The sequence below is a fragment of the Sorangium aterium genome, assembly GCF_028368935.1.
Classification (GTDB): Bacteria; Myxococcota_A; Polyangia; order Polyangiales; family Polyangiaceae; genus Sorangium; species Sorangium atrum.
This window is the reverse complement of the sequence record NZ_JAQNDK010000001.1, coordinates 1,856,393-1,875,771: the sequence shown is the minus strand read 5'-3', so window position 1 is coordinate 1,875,771 and position 19,379 is coordinate 1,856,393. Positions and strand designations below refer to the sequence as shown.

The window sequence follows — 19,379 nt, the reverse complement described above, 5'->3', positions numbered from 1 at the left end:
TCTGTTAGAGCGTGCATCGCTTCGATGCCCCGGTATTCGATCACGACGTTCGGCTGCCAGATGAACGTGCACGACTCCGAGCGGATGCACGACGTGCTCCGCTGCGCCGGCTACACGGAGGCCGGCAGCGCCGACGAGGCGGACGTGCTCGTGCTCAACACGTGCAGCGTGCGCGAGAAGGCCGAGCAGAAGCTGCGGAGCGAGGTGGGTCGGCTCGCGCGCTGGAAGCGGGAGCGCGCGGACCGGGTGCTCGTCGTGGCGGGCTGCGTGGCGCAGCAGGAGGGGGAGCGCCTCCTCAAGCAGATGCGCGCGATCGACGTCGTGGTGGGGCCCGACAACATCCCGGAGCTGCCCGGCCTGCTCGGCGACCTCGCGATCGGCGGGCTGCCGATCGCGCGCACGGTGTTCGACCTCGACGCGCCCCGGTTCCTCGTCGCGTCGCCGCCGTCGCCCGCGTCCTCCTCCTCGCCGCGCGCCGCGCCGACGGCGTTCGTGACCATCATGAAGGGCTGCGACGAGCGCTGCTCGTTCTGCATCGTCCCCTACACCCGCGGGCCGGAGCGGTACCGGCCGAGCGACGAGATCGTCGCCGAGATCGCGGCGCTCGTGGCGGCGGGGACGCGCGAGGTCACGCTGCTCGGCCAGACGGTCAACAGCTACAGCGACCCGCTCGGCGCGCTGCCGCGGGCCCCGGGCGCGAGCGCGGACGACCCGGACGAGAGCGAGTTCGCGGCGCTGCTCCGGCGCGTCGCGGCCGACGTCCCCGGCCTCGCGCGCCTGCGCTACACGAGCCCGCACCCGCGGCACCTCACGCCCTCGCTCGTCCTCGCCCACGCCGAGCTCCCGGCGCTGCCGCGCCACGTGCACATGCCGGTGCAGTCGGGCAGCGATCGGGTCCTCCGGCGGATGATCCGCCGCTACACGCGCGCCGAGTACGTCGCGAGGACGCGGGCGCTCGTCGAGGCGGTCCCGGGGCTGACGCTCTCGACCGACATCATCGTCGGCTTCCCGGGTGAGACGGAGGACGACTTCGCGGCGACGCTGTCGCTCGTGCGCGAGGTGGGGTTCAAGGGGCTGTTCGGCTTCAAGTACTCGCGCCGGCCGCACACGCCCGCGCTGAAGCTGCCGGACGACGTGCCCGAGGGCGTGAAGGGCGAGCGGCTCGCGCGCCTGTTCGAGGAGAGCGAGGCGCTGCTCGCCGCCCACCTGTCGGCCCTCGTGGGGACGACGCAGGAGGTGCTCGTCGAGGGGCGCGACAAGGAGCGGGGGCACGGCGGAGCCGGCGGCGCGCTCTGGTCCGGCCGGACGGGGCGCCACGAGATCGCGCACATCGACGGCGCCGGGGAGCTCGATCTGCTCGGCGAGGTCGTCGAGGTCTCGATCGCGCGGGCGAACAAGCACTCGCTGCAGGCCGAGCTCACCGAGGCGGCGCGCGCCGCGGCCCGGCCACGGCAGCGGGGCGGCCTGGAGGCGCGGCCCGCCCGGCGCTCGCTGCCGGTGGTCGCGGCCGAGGGCGGCTGACGTGGCGCTCGTCCTGGACCTCGGCGGGGTGTCCCCGCGGCTCGGGCGCGACGTGTTCCTCGCGCCGAACGCGACGGTGATCGGCGACGTCGAGCTCGGCGACGAGGCGAGCGTGTGGTTCGGCGCGGTGCTGCGCGGGGACATCGGCGCGATCCGCGTCGGCGCGCGGACCAACGTGCAGGATCTCGCGTGCCTGCACCTGACGGGCGGCGTCTCGCAGACGATCGTCGGCGCCGACGTGACGATCGGCCACAGCGCGATCCTGCACGGCTGCCTCGTCGGGGACGGGTGCCTGATCGGGATGGGCAGCATCGTGCTCGACAACGTCGAGATCGGCGAATGCTCGGTGATCGCGGCGGGCGCGGTGGTGCCGCCGGGGCGGGTGATCCCGCCGCGCTCGATGGTGCGCGGCAACCCGGCCCGGGTGGTGGGCGAGGTGCGACCGGACCAGGCCGAGCTCGGGAAGCTGGGCGCCGCGGGTTACGTGGAGAACGCGCGGCGCTTCCGGGCGGCGCTTGCCGGCGAGGCCGTCGAGCCGCCGGAGGTCGCGGCGCGCCTGGTGATGCGAGAGGTGAGGAAGCCATGAACATCACGGTGAACGGGGAAGCGCGCGACGTGCCGGCGGCGCTCACGGTGCGGAGGCTCGTCGAGCTGCTCGGGCTGACCGAGGGGCCGGTGGCGGTGGAGCGCAACGGCGAGGTGGTGCCGCGCGCCGAGCACACGGCCGCCGAGATCGCCGAGGGGGACGTGATCGAGATCGTCCATTTCGTCGGCGGCGGCTGAGGCCGCGCTCGTGGGCGCCCGCTCAGGAGCTCGACGCGCGCCCTCTCTGGAGGGAGGGATTGAGCCGCCAAGGCGCCAAGGCGCCAAGAGAAAGAAGAAAAAAAGAAATTCTGGCGCCTTGGCGTCCTTGCGTTTTTTCTTCTCTCTCATGGCGCCCTTGGCGTCATGGCGGTTTTTTCTCTTCTCGACGGTTTAGCGATCTTCCAGATCGTCAGCGATCCGGCTACCATGGCGAGCTGCCGTGGATACGAGGGCCCTCGTTCTGGTCTTGGCGCTCGGCGGGTCGGCCGGCGTGGGCGCCGCCGTGGGGGTGCACCATGCGCTGCCGGCCTCCCCGGTGGTCCGCGGCCTCTCGGTCGGCGAGCGCTTCCTGCCGGACGGCGCCGCGCCGGCGGCCTGGCTCGCGGCGCGGCGTGACGCGCTTCGCGAGCGCGTTGTCCGGCTGCGCCACGACGACGTGGAGCTCACCGCGACGCTCGGCGAGGCGGGCGTCGAGGTCGACGTCGACGAGACGCTCGCGGCGGCGCTGCGCGTAGGCCACGAGGGGCCCTGGGCGCGGCGGCTCCGGGAGGCCCGGCAGGCGCGGCGCGGCGAGATCGACGTGCCGCTCGCCTGGGCCGTCGACGAGCAGCGGGCGCGGGCTTTCCTCGAGCGGCTCGCCCCGCAGATCTACCGGGCGCCCGTGGACGCGCGGCTCGACCTCGCGAACCGGCGCAAGATCCCGGAGCAGGCCGGCCGGGCGCTCGACGTCGAGGCCTCCCTCGCGGCGCTGCGGGCCGGGGAGCACGGCGACGAGGAGCTCATCGAGCTCGCCGTCCGGCAGGTCTTGCCGCAGGTCGAGGTCGCCGACCTGGTGAGCGTCGACGTCACGAGGGTCGTCGCGGCCTACGAGACGAAGTTCAAGCAGCTCGGCAAGGAGGCGGGGCGCGCCCGCAACATCAGGAACGCCGCGTCCAAGATCGACGGCACCATCCTGGCCCCGGGCGATACCTTCTCGTTCAACGCCCACGTCGGCCCCCGGACGGCCAAGAACGGGTTCACGATCGCCCCGGAGATCCTGGGGGACGAGACCGTCCCCGGCTACGGCGGGGGGACGTGTCAGGTCTCGAGCACGCTCTACGCCGCGTCGCTCTTCGGCGCGCTCGACACGCCGGATCGCCAGAGCCACTCCCGCCCGAGCGCCTACATCCCCATGGGGCTCGACGCGATGGTGACCTACCCGGAGTCGGACCTGAAGATCAGGAACACGCTCCCGTTCCCGATCATGATCCACGCGTATCTCCCCGAGCCGACGGTGCTCCGCGTCGAGATCCTGGGCGGAGATCCCGTGGCGGAGGTCGAACACCACGTCTCGGCCGAGCACACCGACGATTTCATCCGGCGCATCTACGTGAAGTCCGAGCTCTCCGAGGGCAAGGTGAAGCGCCACCAGAAGGGCTCGTGCGGATACGACGTGAGGTCCTTTGTCTCGATCCGTTACAAGGACGGCAGGGCGTCGGAGCGCAGCTATTCGAGCGAGTACAAGCCCGCGCCGGAGGTCTTCTGGGTCGCGCCCGACTACGACCCGCAGGCGCTGCCGGCGCTCCCCGAGCACGCGAAGGCGGTGGAAGAGCTCCGCGAGGGCGAGGCCGCCGCCGAGGCCCCCGCTGCGGGGGGCCAGGGCGGCGCCTACTCGATGTGAGGCCGGTCGAGGGCGCCGGACCCCTCGGCGAGCGGCTCAGTGCCCCGCGGACGCGGGGCCGCCCCGGCCCTTCCCCAGCAGGAGCACCAGGGGGAGCGTGGCGAGGACGAGCACCGCCGTGACCCAGAACGTGTCGTTGAACGACATGACGGCGGCCTGCATGTTCACGATCCCGTCGAGGACGTGGAGCGCCTTGTCGCGCGCGTCCGCCGGATCGAACCCCTTCGCGGCGAAGCCCGCGGTGTACGCGGCGACGCGCTCCAGCGTCTTCGGGTCGCTCGCCCCCATGTCGGTCACCAGGACCGCCCGGTGGAACGCTTGCCGGTCGGCGAGCACGGTGGTGAGCAAGGCGACCCCGACGCTGCCCCCGAGCTGCCGCGTCAGGCTGTAGAGGCCGGTCGCGGCCGCGATGTCCTTCTTGGGGAGCGGCCCCAGCGTGGCCATGCTCAGCGGCAGGAACATCAGCGTCGTGCCGAACGACCGGATGATCAGCGGCCAGAACAGGTCGCCCGAGCCCGTCATCGGGGTGAGCGTCTGGAGCTGGAAGAGCGCCGCGAGCAGGATGAGCCCCCCGACCACGAGGAGCACGCGCGGGTCGAACCGGTTCAGCAGCCGCGCCACGAGCGGCATCGAGAAGGCGGAGGCCAGCGCGCCGGGGAGCAGGAGCAGGCCGGTCTGCTGCGACGTGAAGCCGAGGATCGACTGGGCGAAGATGGGCACCGCGAAGAGCGCGCCGTAGAGGCCCATGCCGATGACGGCGGACAGGAGGCTGCCCGCCCAGAGCGAGCGGTACCGGAGCACGCGCAGGTCGACGATCGGGCTCTTCGACGTGAGCTCGCGGTGGATGAACAGGGCGAGGCTCACGGCCGCCACTGCGGAGAACGCGAGGATGAACGGCGAGTCGAACCACGCCTCGGAGTGCCCCTCCTCGAGCACCGTCTGCAGCGAGCCGACGCCGGCCGCGAGCAGGGCGATCGCGAGCCAGTCGACGCCGCCGCGCTCCCGCTCGCCCGCGGCGTCCGGCGGCAGGAAGGCCAGGCACATGAGCACGGCCGCGATGCCGAGCGGGACGTTGATGAAGAAGATCCAGCGCCAGTCGATGTTCGTGACGATGTAGCCGCCGAGCGTCGGCCCGATCGTGGGGCCGGCGATGACGATGGCGGAGAAGAAGCCCTGCGCCATCGCCTGCTCGTGCTTCGGGAACGTCTCGAACAGGATCGACTGCGCCTTCGCGAGCAGGCCGCCGCCGCCGAGCCCCTGGAGCACGCGGGCGACGATGAGCATCGGGAGGCTGTGGGCGACGCCGCAGAGCACCGACGCCGCGGTGAAGGCGACGAGCGAGAAGACGAAATAGCGCTTCTTGCCGAAGCGGTGCCCGAGCCACGCGGTGAGCGGCAGGATGATGACGTTCGCGATGGCGTAGCTCGAGACGACCCAGCTCACCTGCGTGAGCGTGGCGCCGAGCGAGTTCTGCATCTCGGTGAGCGCCACGTTGACGATGCTCGTATCGACGATCTCGAGGAGCGCGCCGAGGGCCACCGCCACGGCCACGAGCCACCTGTTCGCGTTGGCGGGCGCGTCGGCGTACGCCGGCGGGGCCGCGATAGCCACCTCTGCCATGGCTCCCTCCTCATTTGCTCGTGTCGACCACCAGCTCGACGCTCATCCCCGGGCGCAGCACGACGTCGGGCGGCGCGTCGTGGACGTGGATCCGCACCGGCACCCGCTGGACGACCTTCGTGAAGTTGCCGGTCGCGTTGTCCGGCGGCAGCAGGCTGAAGCGCGCGCCCGTGGCGGCGGAGAAGCTCTCGATCTCGCCGTGCACCGTCACGCCGGGGTAGGCGTCGATCGACACGCGCGCCGGCTGCCCGACGTGCATGTGCGCGAGCTGCGTCTCCTTGAAGTTGCCGGTTACCCAGACCTGCCGCGCCGGGACCAGCACGCCCACGGCCTGGCCCGCCGAGACCATCTGCCCGACCGAGAGGGTCTTCTTCGACACGGTGCCCTCCTGGGGCGCGACGATGCGCGTGTACGAGAGCTCGAGCGCGGCCAGGTCCCGCGCGGCCTGCGCGGTCTCCACCTGGGCGTGGGCCACGCGGGCGCGGGCGCGCGCCTGCGCGATGAACGCGTCGACGTTGCTGGCCTGCTGGACCTTCGCGTTCGCCTCCTCGACCCGGCTCCACGCCTGCGTTGTTGTCGCCCGGAGCGCCGCGAGGCGCGCCTTCGCCTGCTCGAGCGACGCGCGGGCGACGTCGACGGACGCCTGCAGCTGGTCGAGCTGGGCCTGCGCGAGCGCCCCGGTCTCCACGAGCTTGCTCGCGCGGTCCCGCTCGAGCGTGGCCTGCTCCAGGGTCGCCGTCGTCGAGGCGACCTGCGCCTCGCCCTCGGCGATCTGCTGCTTCGACGCGGTCGCGCTGCTCGCCGCGCCGTGCAGCGAGGCCTCGGCCACCGACTTGTTGCTGCGCGCGTTGGTCTCGGCGATGCGCTCGTCGGCGTCCGCCGCGTCGGCGCTCGCCCTGGCCGCCGAGAGGCTCGCCTCCGCCTGCGCGAGCCGCGCGCGCGCGGGGTCGGCGTCGAGCTCGGCGAGCACGTCGCCCGCCTTCACCGCTTGATTTTCCGCGAAGAGGACCTTCACGACCACGCCGGCCGCGCGCGCGGGCACCGACACCACCTCCGCGTCGATCTGCGCGTCGTCCGTCGCCTCGACCCCGCGGTGGGCGACGTACCAGCCCGCGCCCGCCGCGACGGCGAGCGCGGCGACCGCCGCCATGATGCCGGCCGCCTTGCTCGGCTTCCCGGCCTTGACCGCCCCGGAGATCGCCTCCGGGGCCGCCCCCGGCTCTCGAGGGAGAGCGCTCGTCGTCGTGGACATGGTCGCCGCTTGCTCCTCGTCGCCCCGACCGCGGCGCATCGAACGGCCGCATCTCTAAGGCAACCTATGGTTGCGATAGTGGTACCACGGGGGCTACCAAAGACAACTGTTTGTTGCCATAGTCGGACCGAGGCCTCCGGCGCCCACCGACTTGTGCGGTCGTGGTTCCATGGAGCGCCCTCGAGATGCGGAGCGCCATGTCGCCCACCCTGAGAGAGCCGCCCTCGGCTGAGCCCGCCCCCGCGGTGGGGCGCCGTCGGACCGGCGTGCACGGCGCGCGGCACGGGGGCCGCAGCGAGCGCGTGGTGCGGGCGGTGATGCACGCGGCCGCCGCGGAGATCGCGCGCGCGGGCTACGCGGCGCTCCGGGTGGAGGACGTCGCGGCGCGGGCAGGCGTGAACAAGACGACGATCTACCGCCGCTGGCCGACCAAGGCCGAGCTCGTCAAGGCGACGCTTCGCTCGTTCTCCGACGGCCGCCAGGCGCCGCCGGACACCGGCGCGCTGCGGCTCGATTTGCTCGAGCTCGTGCGGCGCTTCGTCGCCGTGGCCTCGACGCCCGAGGGGCAGGGCATCTACCGCATGCTCCTGGCCGAGCTGCACGTGCCGGAGGTCGAGGCGCTCGCCCGCGCGCTCCGCGAGGAGCGCCTCGCCCCGTGGCGGGAGGTGCTCGAGCGCGGCGTCGCGCGCGGCGAGCTGCCGCCGGGCACCGATCTCGACCTCCTGGTGGAGATGATCCGAGGCGTCGTGACGAACCGCCTGTTCCGCCTGCGCGGGCCCGTCGACGCCGGCGCCCTGGAGTCCATCGTCGATGTCGTGGTGCTCGGCGCGAAGGCCGGCGGCGCGCTCCGCCGCGGCCCCGCCGCGCCGGGGGCGCCATAGGCGCAACAGGAGGCCGCCCGGCAGCCATCATGTCCTGCTGGCAGCCTTCCTGTCTTCGGCGATGAACCGGGATGAAATCTGCCCTCGAAAAACAGAAGATAAGAGCAACCAGGGATGATCGCGTGGTCTCCGCTGCTCTCCGGGAATAATCCGCTGGACGGCGGATGACGTCGGTGCAAATCGCCGCGGCAGCCGGGGGACCCGGGGTTGAGCCACGGCTCGGCCCGGTCGCGCGCGACAGGCCGGAAGCGAGCCCTCTGCGGGGATCGCAGGAACAGAGGGCAAATGCAGAGGGCGCGAGCACCGGAGACGCGAGGAGGGCCTGGGCGGCCGCCGGGCCGTCGCGAGCTCCTCGCGGGCGCGGGGGCGGCAGCGGGGCTGTTGCTGCTCGGCTGTCGCGGCGAGCCGGTCGACGTGCGCGATCAGGCCGCGATCGCCGCCGGCGGCAGCCGGGGATACGGGGGCCCGGCCGTCGAACTCGCGTTCTGGACGGGCTTCACCGGGGGCGACCGGCTGCCGATGGAGCGGCTCATCGAGCGGTTCAACCGCGAGCACGACAACATCACCGTGCGGATGAGCGTGACCCGGTGGGGCGACTTCTATCAAAAGATGCCGGCCGCGGTCGAGAGCGGCCATGGCCCCGACGTGGCCGTCATGCACGCCGATCAGCTGGCCACGGCGGCGGTCCACCGCACCATCCTTCCGCTCGACGAGGTGACCGAGGCGCTCGGCCTCGGCGCCGGCGATTTCTCCGACACGCTCTGGAGCGCGGGCGTCTTCCGGGGCCGCCGTTACGGCGTTCCCCTCGATGTCCACCCCCTCGGCCTCTACTACAACCGCGCTGTGCTGGCCGGCGCCGGCCTCGGCGACGCCGCGCTGCCGCGCTCGCGGCGCGACTACCTGGCGATCCTCGAGCAGCTGAAGCAAAGGGGGGTCCAGGGATCGTGGGTGTCGCCAGCCCTGTTCACCGGAGGGCTGATGTTCCAATCGCTCCTGTGGCAGGAGGGCGGACAGCTGTTCTCGGAGGACGGCGTCCGGGCCACGTTCGACGCCGAGGCAGGCGTCGAGGCGCTGGGCTTCATGCTCGAGCTGATCCAGCGGGGCTACAGCCCGCGCGACGTCGGCCAGGACGCCGACAGCATCGCCTTCACCAACGACCGGAACGCCTTCATCTGGAACGGCATCTGGATGATCAACATCTACAGGGCGACCCCCGGGCTCAAGTGGGCTGTCGCGCCGGTGCCCACCATCGGCGCGCAGCGGGCGGTCTGGGCCAACGCGCATCACCTCGTGCTCGCGCGCCAGCCCTCGGCTGGCGAGCGCCGGCTGCAGGCCTCGGTGGTCTTCCTCGACTGGCTCAGCAGGCACTCCCTCGAGTGGGCGGAGGCCGGCATGGTGCCCGCCCGGCGCGAGGCGCGGGAGAGCGCCGCGTTCCAGCGCATGACCGAGCAGGCGATCTTCGCCGAGCAGCTCCCGGTGGTCCGCTTTCCGCCGGCGATCGCCGGGATCGACGCGGTGCGGGCGTCCACGCTCGATCTCGCGGTGAACGAGGCCGTGCTGCTGCGGGCCACGCCGAGGGCGGCCCTGCGCCGCGCGGCCCGCGAGGCCGACGCGCTGCTCGCGGCCAACCTGAGGAAGTTCGCGAGGGCCCTGTGAGCGCGGTCGACGTACCCCTCGTGGAGCCCGGCCAGGCGGAGGTGGACGGCGGCGCGCAGAGCGCACCCGGCGTCGGGCAGCTCCGGGGTCGCGGCCCCGCGCGCTCGCGCTGGTGGGCGCCGTACCTGTTCCTCACGCCGTACCTCGCGCTGTTCGGCCTCTTCGTGCTGGCGCCGATCGCCCTCGGGGTGTGGATAAGCCTTCACGACTGGGACCCGTTCCTGCCGTCGAGTCCGTGGGTCGGGCTCGACAACTATGCTGACCTGTTCCGGTCCGGCTCGCCGAGCCGCGGCAACTTCTGGCGTGCGCTGCGGGCCACAGCCCTCTTCACGGCGCTGAGCGTGCCTGTCCTTGTGACGCTCCCGCTGCTCCTCGCCCTCGCGCTCGACCGGAGCTTTCCAGGGAGATCGCTCTTCCGGGCCCTGTTCTTCGCGCCTTACGTGCTCGGCGTGGCGGTCGTGGCCCTCGTGTGGCGCCTGTTGCTCGACCCCCACGTCGGCGTCATCAACCACCTGCTGGGGAAGGTGGGATTGCCCGCCGGCACGGGATGGACCACGGCGGTCCCCTGGGTGTGGGTCTCGCTGGTGGGCATGACGGTCTGGTGGACCCTAGGATACAACACCGTGATCTACCTGGCCGGGCTGCAGAACATCCACCGGGAGATCTACGACGCTGCCCGCATCGACGGCGCGACCCGCTGGCAGCTGTTCCGCCACGTCACCCTGCCCGGGCTCAGGCCGGTGGTCATGTTCGTCGTGATGATGACCGTGCTCGGGTCGGCCAACATGTTCGGACAGGCCTACCTGGTCACCGGGGGCGGACCTGGGAGCGAGACCCGCACTGTCATCATGTACATCGCCGAGGAGGGGTTCCGGAGCTTCCGGCTCGGCGCCGCGGCGGCCATGAGCTACGTCCATGCCTTGCTCCTCGCGCTCGTGAACCTCGGCATGGTCCTCCTGTTCTTCGGCCGGGGCGGCGACGAGGAGGCTCGATGAGGCTCCCGCGGGTCCAGGGGAGCTGCCCTGTCCGCCGCCTGCAGGTCTGGAGAGCGCTCTCGTATGCTGCGCTGATCCTCCTCGCCGTGATCTACCTCGCCCCGGTGATCTGGATGGCGCTCACGTCGCTCAAGTCGCCGTACGAGGCGACGGCGATGCCGCCCACGCTCCTGCCCGCGCGGGTGACCGTCGAGAGCTACGAGGCGCTCGCGCGCTCGGGCTCCCAGGCGCCGGTGCTCCGCTGGCTCCTGAACAGCGTCCTTTCCGCCGTGGCGCACGCGCTGCTCGTGCTGGCCACGGCGGCCCCGGCGGCGTACGCGCTCGCGCGGATGGAGTTCCGCGGCAAGCGGCTCGTGCTCGCCGCGGTCCTCGCCACGCTGTTCGTCCCGCCGATCCTGTTCCTGCCTGCGAATTATCTCATCGTCAGGTCCCTCGGCTGGCTCGACAGCCTCCCGGCGCTCGTCGTGCCGCCGGCCGCTTCGGCGTTCGGCGTCCTCTTCCTGCGCCAGTTCTTCCTCGGTTTCCCGCGAGAGCTCGAGGAGGCGGCGGCGCTCGACGGCGCCACCCGGCTCCAAGTGCTCTGGAAAATTGTTTTGCCTCTGTCGAAGCCGGCCCTGGCCACGCTGGCCGTGCTCAGCGTGCTGAGCAACTGGAACGACTTCCTCTGGCCCATCTACGTGCTGTTCAACCCCGAGAAGCTCACGCTGTCGCCCGGCCTCGCGCTGCTGCAGGCGGCTCACTCCACCGATTACGCCCTCGTTGCGGCGGGCGCGGTGGTCGCGAGCGTCCCGATCCTCGCCGTGTTCATCGCGGCCCAGCGGTACGTGATCGAGGGTGTCGCTCGCACCGGCCTGAAAGGGTGATCGGCGCCCCGACAGGGGGCGAGATGCACATGCGATGGCAAGGACATTGGCTGTCCCAGCGAGCCCGTGACCTCGCTTGACCGGGAATCGTCCTCAGGGGAAACTCTGTGTCCATGGCGGCGGGCGGCGCCCCTCTGTGCGCGGCCGAGGCGCCGAGGATCGCCTGCTGCCAGGGACGACGACGGGCGTGATCTTCGCTTAGCTTAACTTCGCTGCTCGCGACGACAGACTCATGATGATCGCGATCTTCTCCTGGATCGCTCAACGCGGCCGACGCGCGAGCTCGGCCATGAGGCCGAAGAGCGCGATAGGGCCCGGCAAGGGGAGCTTCCCGCCGCTGAACTCGCTGTAGAGCGTGTGCACGTTGACGACGATGCGCTCGGCGTCGCCCCAGCTCGCGTAGTCGGCGAGCGCGATGTCGCGGGCGGCGTCCGCCGGGGGCATGCCGGCGTCGTAGCGGCGCCGGGCCTCGTCGCGGATGTACACGAGATAGTCGCGGACCGCGCGCACGCCCGTGCGATCCGTGATGGGGCCGTGTCCCGGCACGATGACGTCGACGTCGGCCGCGAGCAGGATGTCGCAGGCCTTGAGCCAGTTGCCGACGGGCCCTGCCCACAGGATCGGCGTCACGTCGATGAAGAGGACGTCTCCCGTGTAGATCACCCGGTCCGACGGCACGTGCACGAGCAGATCGCCCTTCGTGTGCGAGGGGCCCACCTCGATGAGGCGGACCTCCTTGCCCCCGATCGCGACGGTCAGCTCCCCGTCGAACACCCGGGTCGGCGGCGTCGGGGCGATCCCGTCGAAGTCGAAGGCGCCGAAGCAATGGACGAGGTACTCGCCCAGCGCGCCGGCGCCGCCGCTGCGCGCCTGTCGCATCAGCGTGGCCAGCATCGGCGCGGGGATCTCGTCCATCTCGGCGGCGCCGGCGCGCGTGGCGATGATGGTCGCGCCCTCGACGAGCGCGTTGCCGTAGCAATGGTCGCCGTTCGCGTGGGTGTTCACGACGGTGCCGATCCGCGCCGCGGCGGGGGCCGCCGCGCGCATGGCGTCGAGCATCTCGCGCGTGCGCTTCAGGTCGAAGAGCGTGTCGACGAGCAGGGCCTCGCCGTCCGACGTGACGAGCCCCGCGTTGCTGAGGCCCCAGGTCCCGGCCGGCTGGAGATAGGCAAAGCAACCATTGCCGATGTCCTGCAGCCCTCGCTCATACCGCCATCGGCCCATATCCGTCCCCTTGTGCGCGAGCGTCTCTTGACGCGTCTCCAGATCTCTGAGCGTAGGCCCCCCGCGCGACGCCATGGAATCGAAATCGACCCGTCCCGCGGCGCGATTCATGAGGATGGCGCAGGCGTGGCGCCCGGGTGCAGGCGAGCGCCGCGCAGTGTGGCGCGGGCGGCGAGCGCCGCGCAGTGTGGCGCGGGCGGCGAGCGCCGCGCAGCGTGGCGCGGGCGGCGCTACCAGGCGTAGGCCTCCGGCGCCTCGCCGCCGGGGCCGGGGAACATCGCGTCGAGCCGCCCGAGGTGCTCCGGCGTCAGCGTGATCTCGAGGGCGCGCAGGCTCCCGTCGAGCTGCTCGACGGTGCGCGGGCCGAGGATGGGCGACGTCACGACGGGGTTCCGGAGCAGCCAGGCCACGGCCACGTCGGCGGGCCTCTCTCCGATCTCGGCGCAGAACGCCTCGTACGCCTCCAGCTTGGCGCGGTTCTTCTCGATGCGCGCCAGCGCGTCGGCGGAGGAGCGCCGGCCCTCGCGCGCCTTCTGGAGGGCGCCGCCGAGCAGCCCGCCGGCGAGCGGGCTCCAGGGCAGCACGGCGAGGCCGAGCGCGCGGCACGCGGGCAGGACCTCCAGCTCGACGGTGCGCGCGTCGAGGTTGTACAGGCTCTGCTCCGAGACGAGGCCGAGGAAGTGCCGCTGCGCGGCGAGGCCGTTCGCGTGCGCGATCTGCCATCCGGCGAAGTTGCTGCTGCCGACATAGAGGACCTTCCCCTCGCGGACGAGCTGCTCCATCGCCTGCCAGATCTCGTCCCAGGGCGTCTCGCGGTCGATGTGGTGCATCTGGTAGAGGTCGATATGGTCTGTCTGCAGGCGGCGCAGGCTCGCCTCGCAGGCGCGCCGGACGTGATAGGCCGAGAGCCTCCTGTCGTTGGGCCCTTCACCCATGAGGCCGTAGACCTTCGTGGCGAGCACGATGCGGTCCCGGCGCCCATCACCCTGGGCGAGCCAGCGCCCGACGATCTGCTCGGTGATCCCCTCTCCGCGCTTCCGGCCGTAGACGTTGGCTGTGTCGAAGAAGTTGATCCCGTGCCCGAGCGCCCGGTCCATGATGGCGAAGCTGTCGGGCTCGCTGGTCTCCGGGCCGAAGTTCATCGTGCCGAGGCACAGGGGGCTGACCTTCAGGCCAGTGCGTCCGAGATTGCGGTAGTTCATGGCGACGGGGAGGGTAGCAACGCGCTCCGTGAGCCGTCCACGCCCCAGGGCTGAACGCGTCGTAGGGTTCTGCCTGAGTCGCGCCGTCATGAGCCGGCGCGGCGGCGGCGCCGCCGAGCGCGCGACAGGCGTTGCGCGCCGCGCCGGAGGCCTCGTCGTGATGTGGCGGCGGCGCGGATTCAGCGTGAAGGGCCGCTTCCTTGATGCGCAACGGAGCTTCACTTATGCTCGCTCGGCGGGGCGAGGAGACGACCATGTGGCAGCAAGAAGACACGGAGATCGCGCACGCCGAGAGCGTCCACGACGAGGCGCGAGGCATGCGCGGGGTCCGGTTCGTCATCGATATCGGGAACATCGACCCGCTCGACGCCGCCGCCGTGTGGTGGGATCAGCATGGCTGCGCGCGGGAGCTCTTCCCCGGGACCGCGTGCGAGGTGCAGTCGGGATCGTACCGTGAGCCGCGCTTCGTCGTCCGGATGAGCGTGCCTCTCCCGGGCGTCGGTCACTTCACGCAGACGTCGCGCTTCTCTGCAGAGCGCGTCTCGCCCGAGGTCTTCGTCATCGTCGTCGATGCGTTCGAGGAGAACGTGCTGTGGACGAGGGGGCTCGGGACTTACCGCTTCTCGCCGGGCTCGGACGGCACGACGCTGATCGAGGTGACGAGCCTGTATGCGCCCAAGGTGCCGATAACGGTCCTGAATCAGGCGTCGCTGGCGGCGGCCCGCGCGCACCAGCGGCGCTACCTCTCGGGCCGGCGCCCGACGGACGAGGAGAGAGAGCAGTTCCTGTCGGCGATCGACGCGGGGCCTCAGGCCGACGCCTGAGGCGCGCCGCTCGTCCCGGCAGCGGCCCCGCCTCGCGCGCCGCGGGGCGGCTCCTCAGGCGCGCCGCTTGCCGCGAGGCGATTGCGGCGGTGAAGACGGCTCCGCGCGCGGCGTCGACGCGGCCAGCACCGCGGCCTCGTGCGCGGCGAAGCGCCGCTGGAGGAAGTCGACGAACAGCCGAGCCCTCGCGGGCAGGAAGCGCCGGCTCGGGTAGATGACGTTCACGGCCGAGCCCGGCGCGGGCAGGTCGGTGAGCAGCGGGACGAGGCGCCCGGCGTCGATGTCGGCGGCGACGTCCCAGATCGACTTGAAGGCGAGGCCATGGCCGGCCACGGCCCAGTCGCGCACCAGGTCGCCGCTGTCGGCCACGAGCCGCCCCGAGGGCCGGACGGTGTGGAGCCCCTGCTCGGTGCGGAAGGTCCACGAGAGGGCGCGCATGCCCGGGCGCTGCAGCACGATGCACTCGTGCTCGGCCAGATCTGCGATCGTGCGCGGCCGCCCGCGCCGCGAGAGGTAGGCCGGCGCGCCGCAGACCACGCGGCGGCTCCGGGCCAGCCGGCGCGAGACGAGGCGGGAGTCGGCCAGCGCGCCGATGCGCACGGCCACGTCGACGCCGGCCTCGAACAGGTCCACCACGCGGTCCGACAGGCTGACGCGCACGCTGAGCCGCGGGTGCGCCGCCGCGAAGTCGGCCGCGGCCGGCCCCACCCACTGGCGGCCGAGATCCACCGGCGCCGCCACGCGCAGGAGGCCGCGCGCCTCGGCCTTTCCGGCGGTCACCGCGAGCTCGGCCTCGCTCACGTCGGCGAGGATGGCCATGCAGCGCTCGTGGTAGGTCGCGCCCTCGCCCGTGAGCGTGAGCCGCCGCGAGCTGCGCTGTAACAGGCGCACGCCGAGCGCCGCCTCCAGCCGCGTCATGCGCTTGCTCGCCACCGCCGGTGAGAACCCGAGCTCGCGCCCCGCCGCCGACAGGCTGCCGCTCGAGACGGCGCACACGAACAGCTGCATGTCCTCGAGCTCGACCATCGCGCGCACCTCGGCGAACCCCGGAAGGGTAGGCGCGCCGGCGAGCATCTTCAACTTTATCGAAAAGCTGGTTCGGTCGATGCGGTCGTTCTCCTTCGCAGGGGAAAGGATCAAGGTGTCCCTGTCGCCGCGCCGGGGCGGGCCTGGGGCCCGCCGCGCTCGGCGCTGCGCCCCGCCGTGCTGGCGGCGCCACCGGTCGGCTCGTGCGCGCCGACCGGCCGCCCGAGATCGCCGTTCGAAGGAGACACGTCATGAGAAAGCCCTTGTCGATAAGCGCCCTCTCCCTCTCGCTCTTCGCCGCCGCGAGCGCCTGCTACGTGCAGGGCGCCGGCGCGGAGGACCTGCCCGCGCCGCGGTCGATGGTCATCGACGCGAGCCTGCCCAGGGCCCAGGCGGACGCGGAGATCCTCGCGGCGCGCCGCTTTTACGCGTTCTGGAGCACCGGCGAGCCGCGCTACCTCGACGCGGCGATCGCGCCGACGTTCACCGACCGCACCTTGCCCAAGGGGCGCCCGCAGGGCCCCGAGGGCCCGGCGTTCGCGTCGACGAGCTTCCGCGCCGCGGTGCCGGACCTGAGCTGCGAGGTGGAGCAGCTGATCGTCGCCGGCGATCGCGTGGTGGCGCACCTGCGCTTCCGGGGCCGCTTCACCGGCGCCTTCGGCGACAGGAAGGGCGCCGGGCAGGCCGTGGACTTCATCGCCACAGACATCCTGCGCGTGCAGGACGGTCGCATCACCGACAACTGGCACATCGAGGACAACCTGACGCTGTTCCAGCAGCTCGGCGTCGTGGCGCAGTGACCGCCGAGGGGGGCGGAGCGGGTCTCGGCGATCGAGGGGCTTCCTCGCGCTGACGAGCGAGCACCCGGCGTACGCCGTCCGGGGGGTCACCGGGCCGAGCTGCTCTGTGGCTGCTCGGCGGCTCGCCACCCCATCGCCTCGTTCGGCACGGTGGGCGCCACGGCGTGGGGCGGAGCGCCCTCGGGCTCGCCGCGCGCCTCCGCCAGCGGAGGCGGCGGCCGCCAGGAACCCTTGGCGATCGCCACGAACGCCCGGGCCAGCTCATCGGCCGTCTGAAATCTCGGCGCGGGATCCACCTTCAGCGCGCGCTCGAAGAAGCCATCCAGGTCGGCGGGGAGGTGCGGCGCGATCTCGGCGATGCGGGGCGCCTTGCCCTCGAAGAGCACCATCAGGTGCTCTCCCACGGTCTTCCCCTGGAAGGGGAGCCGCCCCGTGAGCGCTCGGTAGATCACGAGGCCGAGCGACCAGAGATCGGTGCGGTGATCCAGCGGCTTGCCGTCGAGCTGCTCCGGGCTCATGTACCAGAGCGTGCCGAGGATCTTGCCGGACGTGGAGATCGCCCCCGGCCCGAGCTCCTTCACGATGCCGAGATCCAGGAGCTTGATCCTCTCCTCCTCATCCTGGGAGGAGATGAAGATGTTCGCCGGCTTGATGTCCCGGTGCACGAGCCTGATCGCGTGCGCCTTCCGCAGCGCACAGGCGATCTGAGGAAGGAACGCGGCGACCTCCTGAACGGACAGCGTTCCGCGCCGCACGAGCCGCGCTTCGAGATCTTCCCCGTTCAGCAGCTCCATCACGATGTACGGCGTCGCGGCGTCGACGCCGAAATCCAGGATCCGTACGACATAGTCCGTCTCCGTGCCGAGCCGAGCCGCCGCCCTCGCCTCGCGCGCGAAGCGCTCGCGCGCGCCTGCGTCCGAGGCATAGGTGTCCAGCATCAACTTCAGGGCTACCGGGCGCTCCAGGGCGAGATCCTGAGCATGCCAGATCGTCCCCATGCCGCCTGCCGAGATCCGTCGCTCCATCCTGTAGCGGCCGGCGACGAGCTCTGGAATCACGCTGTTACGGGTCATGGTGCCTCTCTCGCTCTGGCGAACGACGCGAGCCAGATGCATGTGAACCAGCGCCACGCGCGCCTGCGCGCGGCAGGCGCAAGGAAAGCAAGGCCGCCCCATCGAAGGGTGTGCGTTCCGTTCTCGATCGTGATGACTCGATGCGCCTCGGCGCGCTCCACGCCGTTCGAGGGGCGATATCGCCACCTCTGCCGTGGAGAGCGCGCTGGGCCGGGGGTGATCGGCGGGGGATGGAGAGCTGGTGATTCCGTCGCGTCGACCGGCGCGAGCGCTTCGGAGCGAGCCGAATCGGTGGTCGCGGTCGTTATTCGTTATTGGTAATTGAACTTAGCAAGGAGTGTGCCCCGACGCGCGCGGCGGCCGAGGGCATGGTTCTGCGTACGTGGGATCCTTAGGCCGTTGAGGAGCTTCGCGTGGCGCGCGTCGGCGAGAGGATGGTGCGCGGCGCGGCTACGGGGTATTTCGTCACATCGTGGTAAAACCATCGTAGCAAATTCGCCGGGAGCGCGATCGGGGCGCAGCTCACTTGGCCAGCTTGATCACCGACGCCGGCTGCTCCTCGGTGGCCCAGGTCGTCCAGTAGAGGGCGCCGCAGTCCTGGGCGAGATCCCGGATGTCCGCGCTGTCGGCGAGCGGCTCTGGCGCGCCGCCCGAGGTGCGCACCCGCTGGAGCTGCCCCTCGCGGCTGTACCAGTAGACAAAGGTGGAGTCCGCCAGCAGGCGCGTGGGGAAGTCCGTCGCCACGAGCGTCCCTGCGTCGGTGCCGTCCTTGTTCGCGGCGTGGATGGCGTAGCCGCTGATCCAGAAGATCCGGTCGCCGACCGCGATGTCTCCGGGGAGATCGCCGTCGTGGATGGGGATCGACGCGACGATCTCGGTCTGGCCGGGCTCCCCGAGCGCCATCCGCCGAACGGTGCTGTGCGTCCCGCCGGGCTCCAGCTCGGTCCAGTAGAGATGGGTGGCGTCCAGCGCGAGGCCTCCGACGTACGTGTCCCGGTCGAAGACGGCGAGGCCTGTCTGAGCGGTCGCGTCGGCCCGCGCCGCCCAGATCCGCTTCGGGACCTCGCGCGCGTCGGGATCCTGCTCGGGGTCCTCGATCATTCCGGTGATCCAGTAGACCCAGCCGCCGCCGGCCACGGGCCGCCGGTAGCCCGCCGCTCCCTGGGCGCTGGCGGCCGTCGAGACGGTGACGTTCCCCGTGAGCGGCATCCGGTACACGTCCGGCTCGGTCTCGTCGGTGATGAGCAGCGAGCCCTCCGTGCGCGCGAGCAGGGTCGCGAGCGAGTCGAGCACCACCAGCGGCTCGGTCGAGCCGGAAGCCGCCTTCTCGGTCGCGAAGATCGTGTTCCCATAGCCGCTCGCCCAGAGCACGCGCCCATCGTCCCCGTCCCCTTCCACCACGAGGCCGATCGTTTCGTGCTCCTCGTCGTTGGTCGTGGTGAGGACGACCGGCAGACACCTGCCCTGCTTGCAGGCGCCGCCGAGGCAGCTCCTGCCGGGAACACAGCAATTCTCCCGATCGGAGAGGTAATCGTGGTCGCCGTCGGCGGCCTGGCACGCGCCCGGCGCGCGCCCTGTGAACGGCTCGCTCGGGCACTCCGCAAGGGGCCCGCCGGCCGCGCCGCCCCCGCCGGCCCCGGCGCCCGCGGTGGCCCCTGCGCCCCCTGAGCTCCCTGCGCTGCTGGCCGCGGGATCGCCGCTGGCTTCCCCGTCGGGGATCCCCCAGATCGCGTTGCAGCCAAGCGCCGTGCTCAGGGCGGCGCACGCCGCCAGGCCGGTCCAATAGGTTTGTCGCATCTCGGTACTCTACCGCCGCGTGCTTGCGGTGGAGAAGCCGGACGCGCGCGCAATGTCATTTCCTGATCGACACGCGTCGACTCCCGTCGGCAGGAAGAAGGTCAACGCGCCGGCCCCGCTGCCACGGTTGGAATTTGGCGACCCCCTCGTCCACCATCGCGCGATTGCGTCGCGTGCGTCC

Annotated in this window: 17 protein-coding genes; 10 read left to right on the top strand and 7 right to left on the bottom strand. The window is 71.9% G+C overall.

The annotated features are described in order from the left end of the window. Window positions 1–24: 24 nt before the first annotated feature. From miaB to POL72_RS06785, 4 genes are all read left to right on the top strand, one after another. A complete protein-coding gene (gene miaB / locus POL72_RS06800; RefSeq protein ID WP_272094205.1) occupies window positions 25–1,521 on the top strand; it encodes a tRNA (N6-isopentenyl adenosine(37)-C2)-methylthiotransferase MiaB in 1,497 nt (498 codons plus the stop codon). A 1-nt stretch (window position 1,522) separates the two neighbouring features. Further along, a complete protein-coding gene (locus tag POL72_RS06795) occupies window positions 1,523–2,107 on the top strand; it encodes a gamma carbonic anhydrase family protein (RefSeq protein ID WP_272094204.1) in 585 nt (194 codons plus the stop codon). Beyond that, complete coding sequence (gene thiS / locus POL72_RS06790; protein ID WP_272094203.1) at window positions 2,104–2,304, top strand: sulfur carrier protein ThiS; 201 nt, start codon at window positions 2,104–2,106, stop codon at window positions 2,302–2,304. The genes POL72_RS06795 and thiS overlap by 4 nt, the downstream gene beginning before the upstream one ends. A gap of 241 nt (window positions 2,305–2,545) precedes the next feature. Next, window positions 2,546–3,985: a VanW family protein gene (locus POL72_RS06785; protein WP_272094202.1), complete on the top strand. Its 1,440-nt coding sequence runs from the start codon at window positions 2,546–2,548 to the stop codon at window positions 3,983–3,985. 36 nt (window positions 3,986–4,021) lie between these two features. Here POL72_RS06785 and POL72_RS06780 read toward each other — a convergent pair whose 3' ends face one another. Beyond that, complete coding sequence (locus POL72_RS06780; RefSeq protein WP_272094201.1) at window positions 4,022–5,605, bottom strand: DHA2 family efflux MFS transporter permease subunit; 1,584 nt, start codon at window positions 5,603–5,605, stop codon at window positions 4,022–4,024. 10 nt (window positions 5,606–5,615) lie between these two features. After that, a complete protein-coding gene (locus POL72_RS06775) occupies window positions 5,616–6,857 on the bottom strand; it encodes an HlyD family secretion protein (RefSeq protein ID WP_272094200.1) in 1,242 nt (413 codons plus the stop codon). A 197-nt stretch (window positions 6,858–7,054) separates the two neighbouring features. Here POL72_RS06775 and POL72_RS06770 point away from each other — a divergent pair, with 197 nt between their 5' ends. From POL72_RS06770 to POL72_RS06755, 4 genes are all read left to right on the top strand, one after another. Next, window positions 7,055–7,738: a TetR/AcrR family transcriptional regulator gene (locus POL72_RS06770; protein ID WP_272094199.1), complete on the top strand. Its 684-nt coding sequence runs from the start codon at window positions 7,055–7,057 to the stop codon at window positions 7,736–7,738. A gap of 285 nt (window positions 7,739–8,023) precedes the next feature. Next, window positions 8,024–9,394, top strand: a complete 1,371-nt coding sequence (locus POL72_RS06765) for an ABC transporter substrate-binding protein (RefSeq protein WP_272094198.1) — start codon at window positions 8,024–8,026, stop codon at window positions 9,392–9,394. Further along, a complete protein-coding gene (locus POL72_RS06760; RefSeq protein ID WP_272094197.1) occupies window positions 9,391–10,389 on the top strand; it encodes a carbohydrate ABC transporter permease in 999 nt (332 codons plus the stop codon). The genes POL72_RS06765 and POL72_RS06760 overlap by 4 nt, the downstream gene beginning before the upstream one ends. Next, complete coding sequence (locus POL72_RS06755) at window positions 10,386–11,252, top strand: carbohydrate ABC transporter permease (protein WP_272094196.1); 867 nt, start codon at window positions 10,386–10,388, stop codon at window positions 11,250–11,252. Before POL72_RS06760 ends, POL72_RS06755 begins: the two co-directional genes overlap by 4 nt. A gap of 261 nt (window positions 11,253–11,513) precedes the next feature. Here the strand turns inward: POL72_RS06755 and POL72_RS06750 are convergent, their stop codons facing one another. Further along, on the bottom strand, window positions 11,514–12,476 hold the full coding sequence (locus POL72_RS06750) for an MBL fold metallo-hydrolase (protein ID WP_272094195.1): 963 nt from the start codon (window positions 12,474–12,476) through the stop codon (window positions 11,514–11,516). A gap of 230 nt (window positions 12,477–12,706) precedes the next feature. Further along, window positions 12,707–13,678 (bottom strand): aldo/keto reductase, encoded by a 972-nt coding sequence (locus tag POL72_RS06745; protein WP_272094194.1) that lies wholly within the window; start codon window positions 13,676–13,678, stop codon window positions 12,707–12,709. Window positions 13,679–13,932: 254 nt separating this feature from the next. Here POL72_RS06745 and POL72_RS06740 point away from each other — a divergent pair, with 254 nt between their 5' ends. Further along, window positions 13,933–14,502, top strand: a complete 570-nt coding sequence (locus tag POL72_RS06740; RefSeq protein ID WP_272094193.1) for a hypothetical protein — start codon at window positions 13,933–13,935, stop codon at window positions 14,500–14,502. A 54-nt stretch (window positions 14,503–14,556) separates the two neighbouring features. On the opposite strand, the gene POL72_RS06735 is transcribed toward POL72_RS06740, so the two are convergent. Next, window positions 14,557–15,576 (bottom strand): LysR family transcriptional regulator, encoded by a 1,020-nt coding sequence (locus tag POL72_RS06735; protein ID WP_272095919.1) that lies wholly within the window; start codon window positions 15,574–15,576, stop codon window positions 14,557–14,559. 203 nt (window positions 15,577–15,779) lie between these two features. Between POL72_RS06735 and POL72_RS06730 the strand changes: the two genes are divergently transcribed. Continuing rightward, entirely contained in the window at window positions 15,780–16,328 is a 549-nt protein-coding gene (locus POL72_RS06730; RefSeq protein ID WP_272094192.1) for an ester cyclase, read from the top strand. A gap of 86 nt (window positions 16,329–16,414) precedes the next feature. Here the strand turns inward: POL72_RS06730 and POL72_RS06725 are convergent, their stop codons facing one another. Both POL72_RS06725 and POL72_RS06720 read right to left on the bottom strand, forming a co-directional pair. Continuing rightward, window positions 16,415–17,401: a serine/threonine-protein kinase gene (locus tag POL72_RS06725; protein WP_272094191.1), complete on the bottom strand. Its 987-nt coding sequence runs from the start codon at window positions 17,399–17,401 to the stop codon at window positions 16,415–16,417. A 522-nt stretch (window positions 17,402–17,923) separates the two neighbouring features. Next, the gene (locus tag POL72_RS06720) at window positions 17,924–19,198 is read right to left on the bottom strand and encodes a hypothetical protein (RefSeq protein ID WP_272094190.1); all 1,275 of its coding nucleotides are present in this window, start codon (window positions 19,196–19,198) and stop codon (window positions 17,924–17,926) included. Window positions 19,199–19,379 lie beyond the last annotated feature (181 nt).

Excerpts from the sequence above, each read along its gene's own strand:
- thiS (WP_272094203.1), top strand. The coding sequence starts at position 2,104 with ATGAACATCACGGTGAACGGGGAAGCGCGCGACGTGCCGGCGGCGCTC.
- POL72_RS06755 (WP_272094196.1), top strand. The coding sequence starts at position 10,386 with ATGAGGCTCCCGCGGGTCCAGGGGAGCTGCCCTGTCCGCCGCCTGCAG.
- POL72_RS06725 (WP_272094191.1), bottom strand. The coding sequence starts at position 17,401 with ATGACCCGTAACAGCGTGATTCCAGAGCTCGTCGCCGGCCGCTACAGG.
- POL72_RS06770 (WP_272094199.1), top strand. The coding sequence starts at position 7,055 with ATGTCGCCCACCCTGAGAGAGCCGCCCTCGGCTGAGCCCGCCCCCGCG.
- POL72_RS06780 (WP_272094201.1), bottom strand. The coding sequence starts at position 5,605 with ATGGCAGAGGTGGCTATCGCGGCCCCGCCGGCGTACGCCGACGCGCCC.
- POL72_RS06740 (WP_272094193.1), top strand. The coding sequence starts at position 13,933 with ATGTGGCAGCAAGAAGACACGGAGATCGCGCACGCCGAGAGCGTCCAC.
- POL72_RS06750 (WP_272094195.1), bottom strand. The coding sequence starts at position 12,476 with ATGGGCCGATGGCGGTATGAGCGAGGGCTGCAGGACATCGGCAATGGT.
- POL72_RS06765 (WP_272094198.1), top strand. The coding sequence starts at position 8,024 with ATGCAGAGGGCGCGAGCACCGGAGACGCGAGGAGGGCCTGGGCGGCCG.
- POL72_RS06745 (WP_272094194.1), bottom strand. The coding sequence starts at position 13,678 with ATGAACTACCGCAATCTCGGACGCACTGGCCTGAAGGTCAGCCCCCTG.
- POL72_RS06775 (WP_272094200.1), bottom strand. The coding sequence starts at position 6,857 with ATGTCCACGACGACGAGCGCTCTCCCTCGAGAGCCGGGGGCGGCCCCG.
- POL72_RS06720 (WP_272094190.1), bottom strand. The coding sequence starts at position 19,198 with ATGCGACAAACCTATTGGACCGGCCTGGCGGCGTGCGCCGCCCTGAGC.
- POL72_RS06735 (WP_272095919.1), bottom strand. The coding sequence starts at position 15,576 with ATGCTCGCCGGCGCGCCTACCCTTCCGGGGTTCGCCGAGGTGCGCGCG.
- POL72_RS06730 (WP_272094192.1), top strand. The coding sequence starts at position 15,780 with ATGAGAAAGCCCTTGTCGATAAGCGCCCTCTCCCTCTCGCTCTTCGCC.
- miaB (WP_272094205.1), top strand. The coding sequence starts at position 25 with ATGCCCCGGTATTCGATCACGACGTTCGGCTGCCAGATGAACGTGCAC.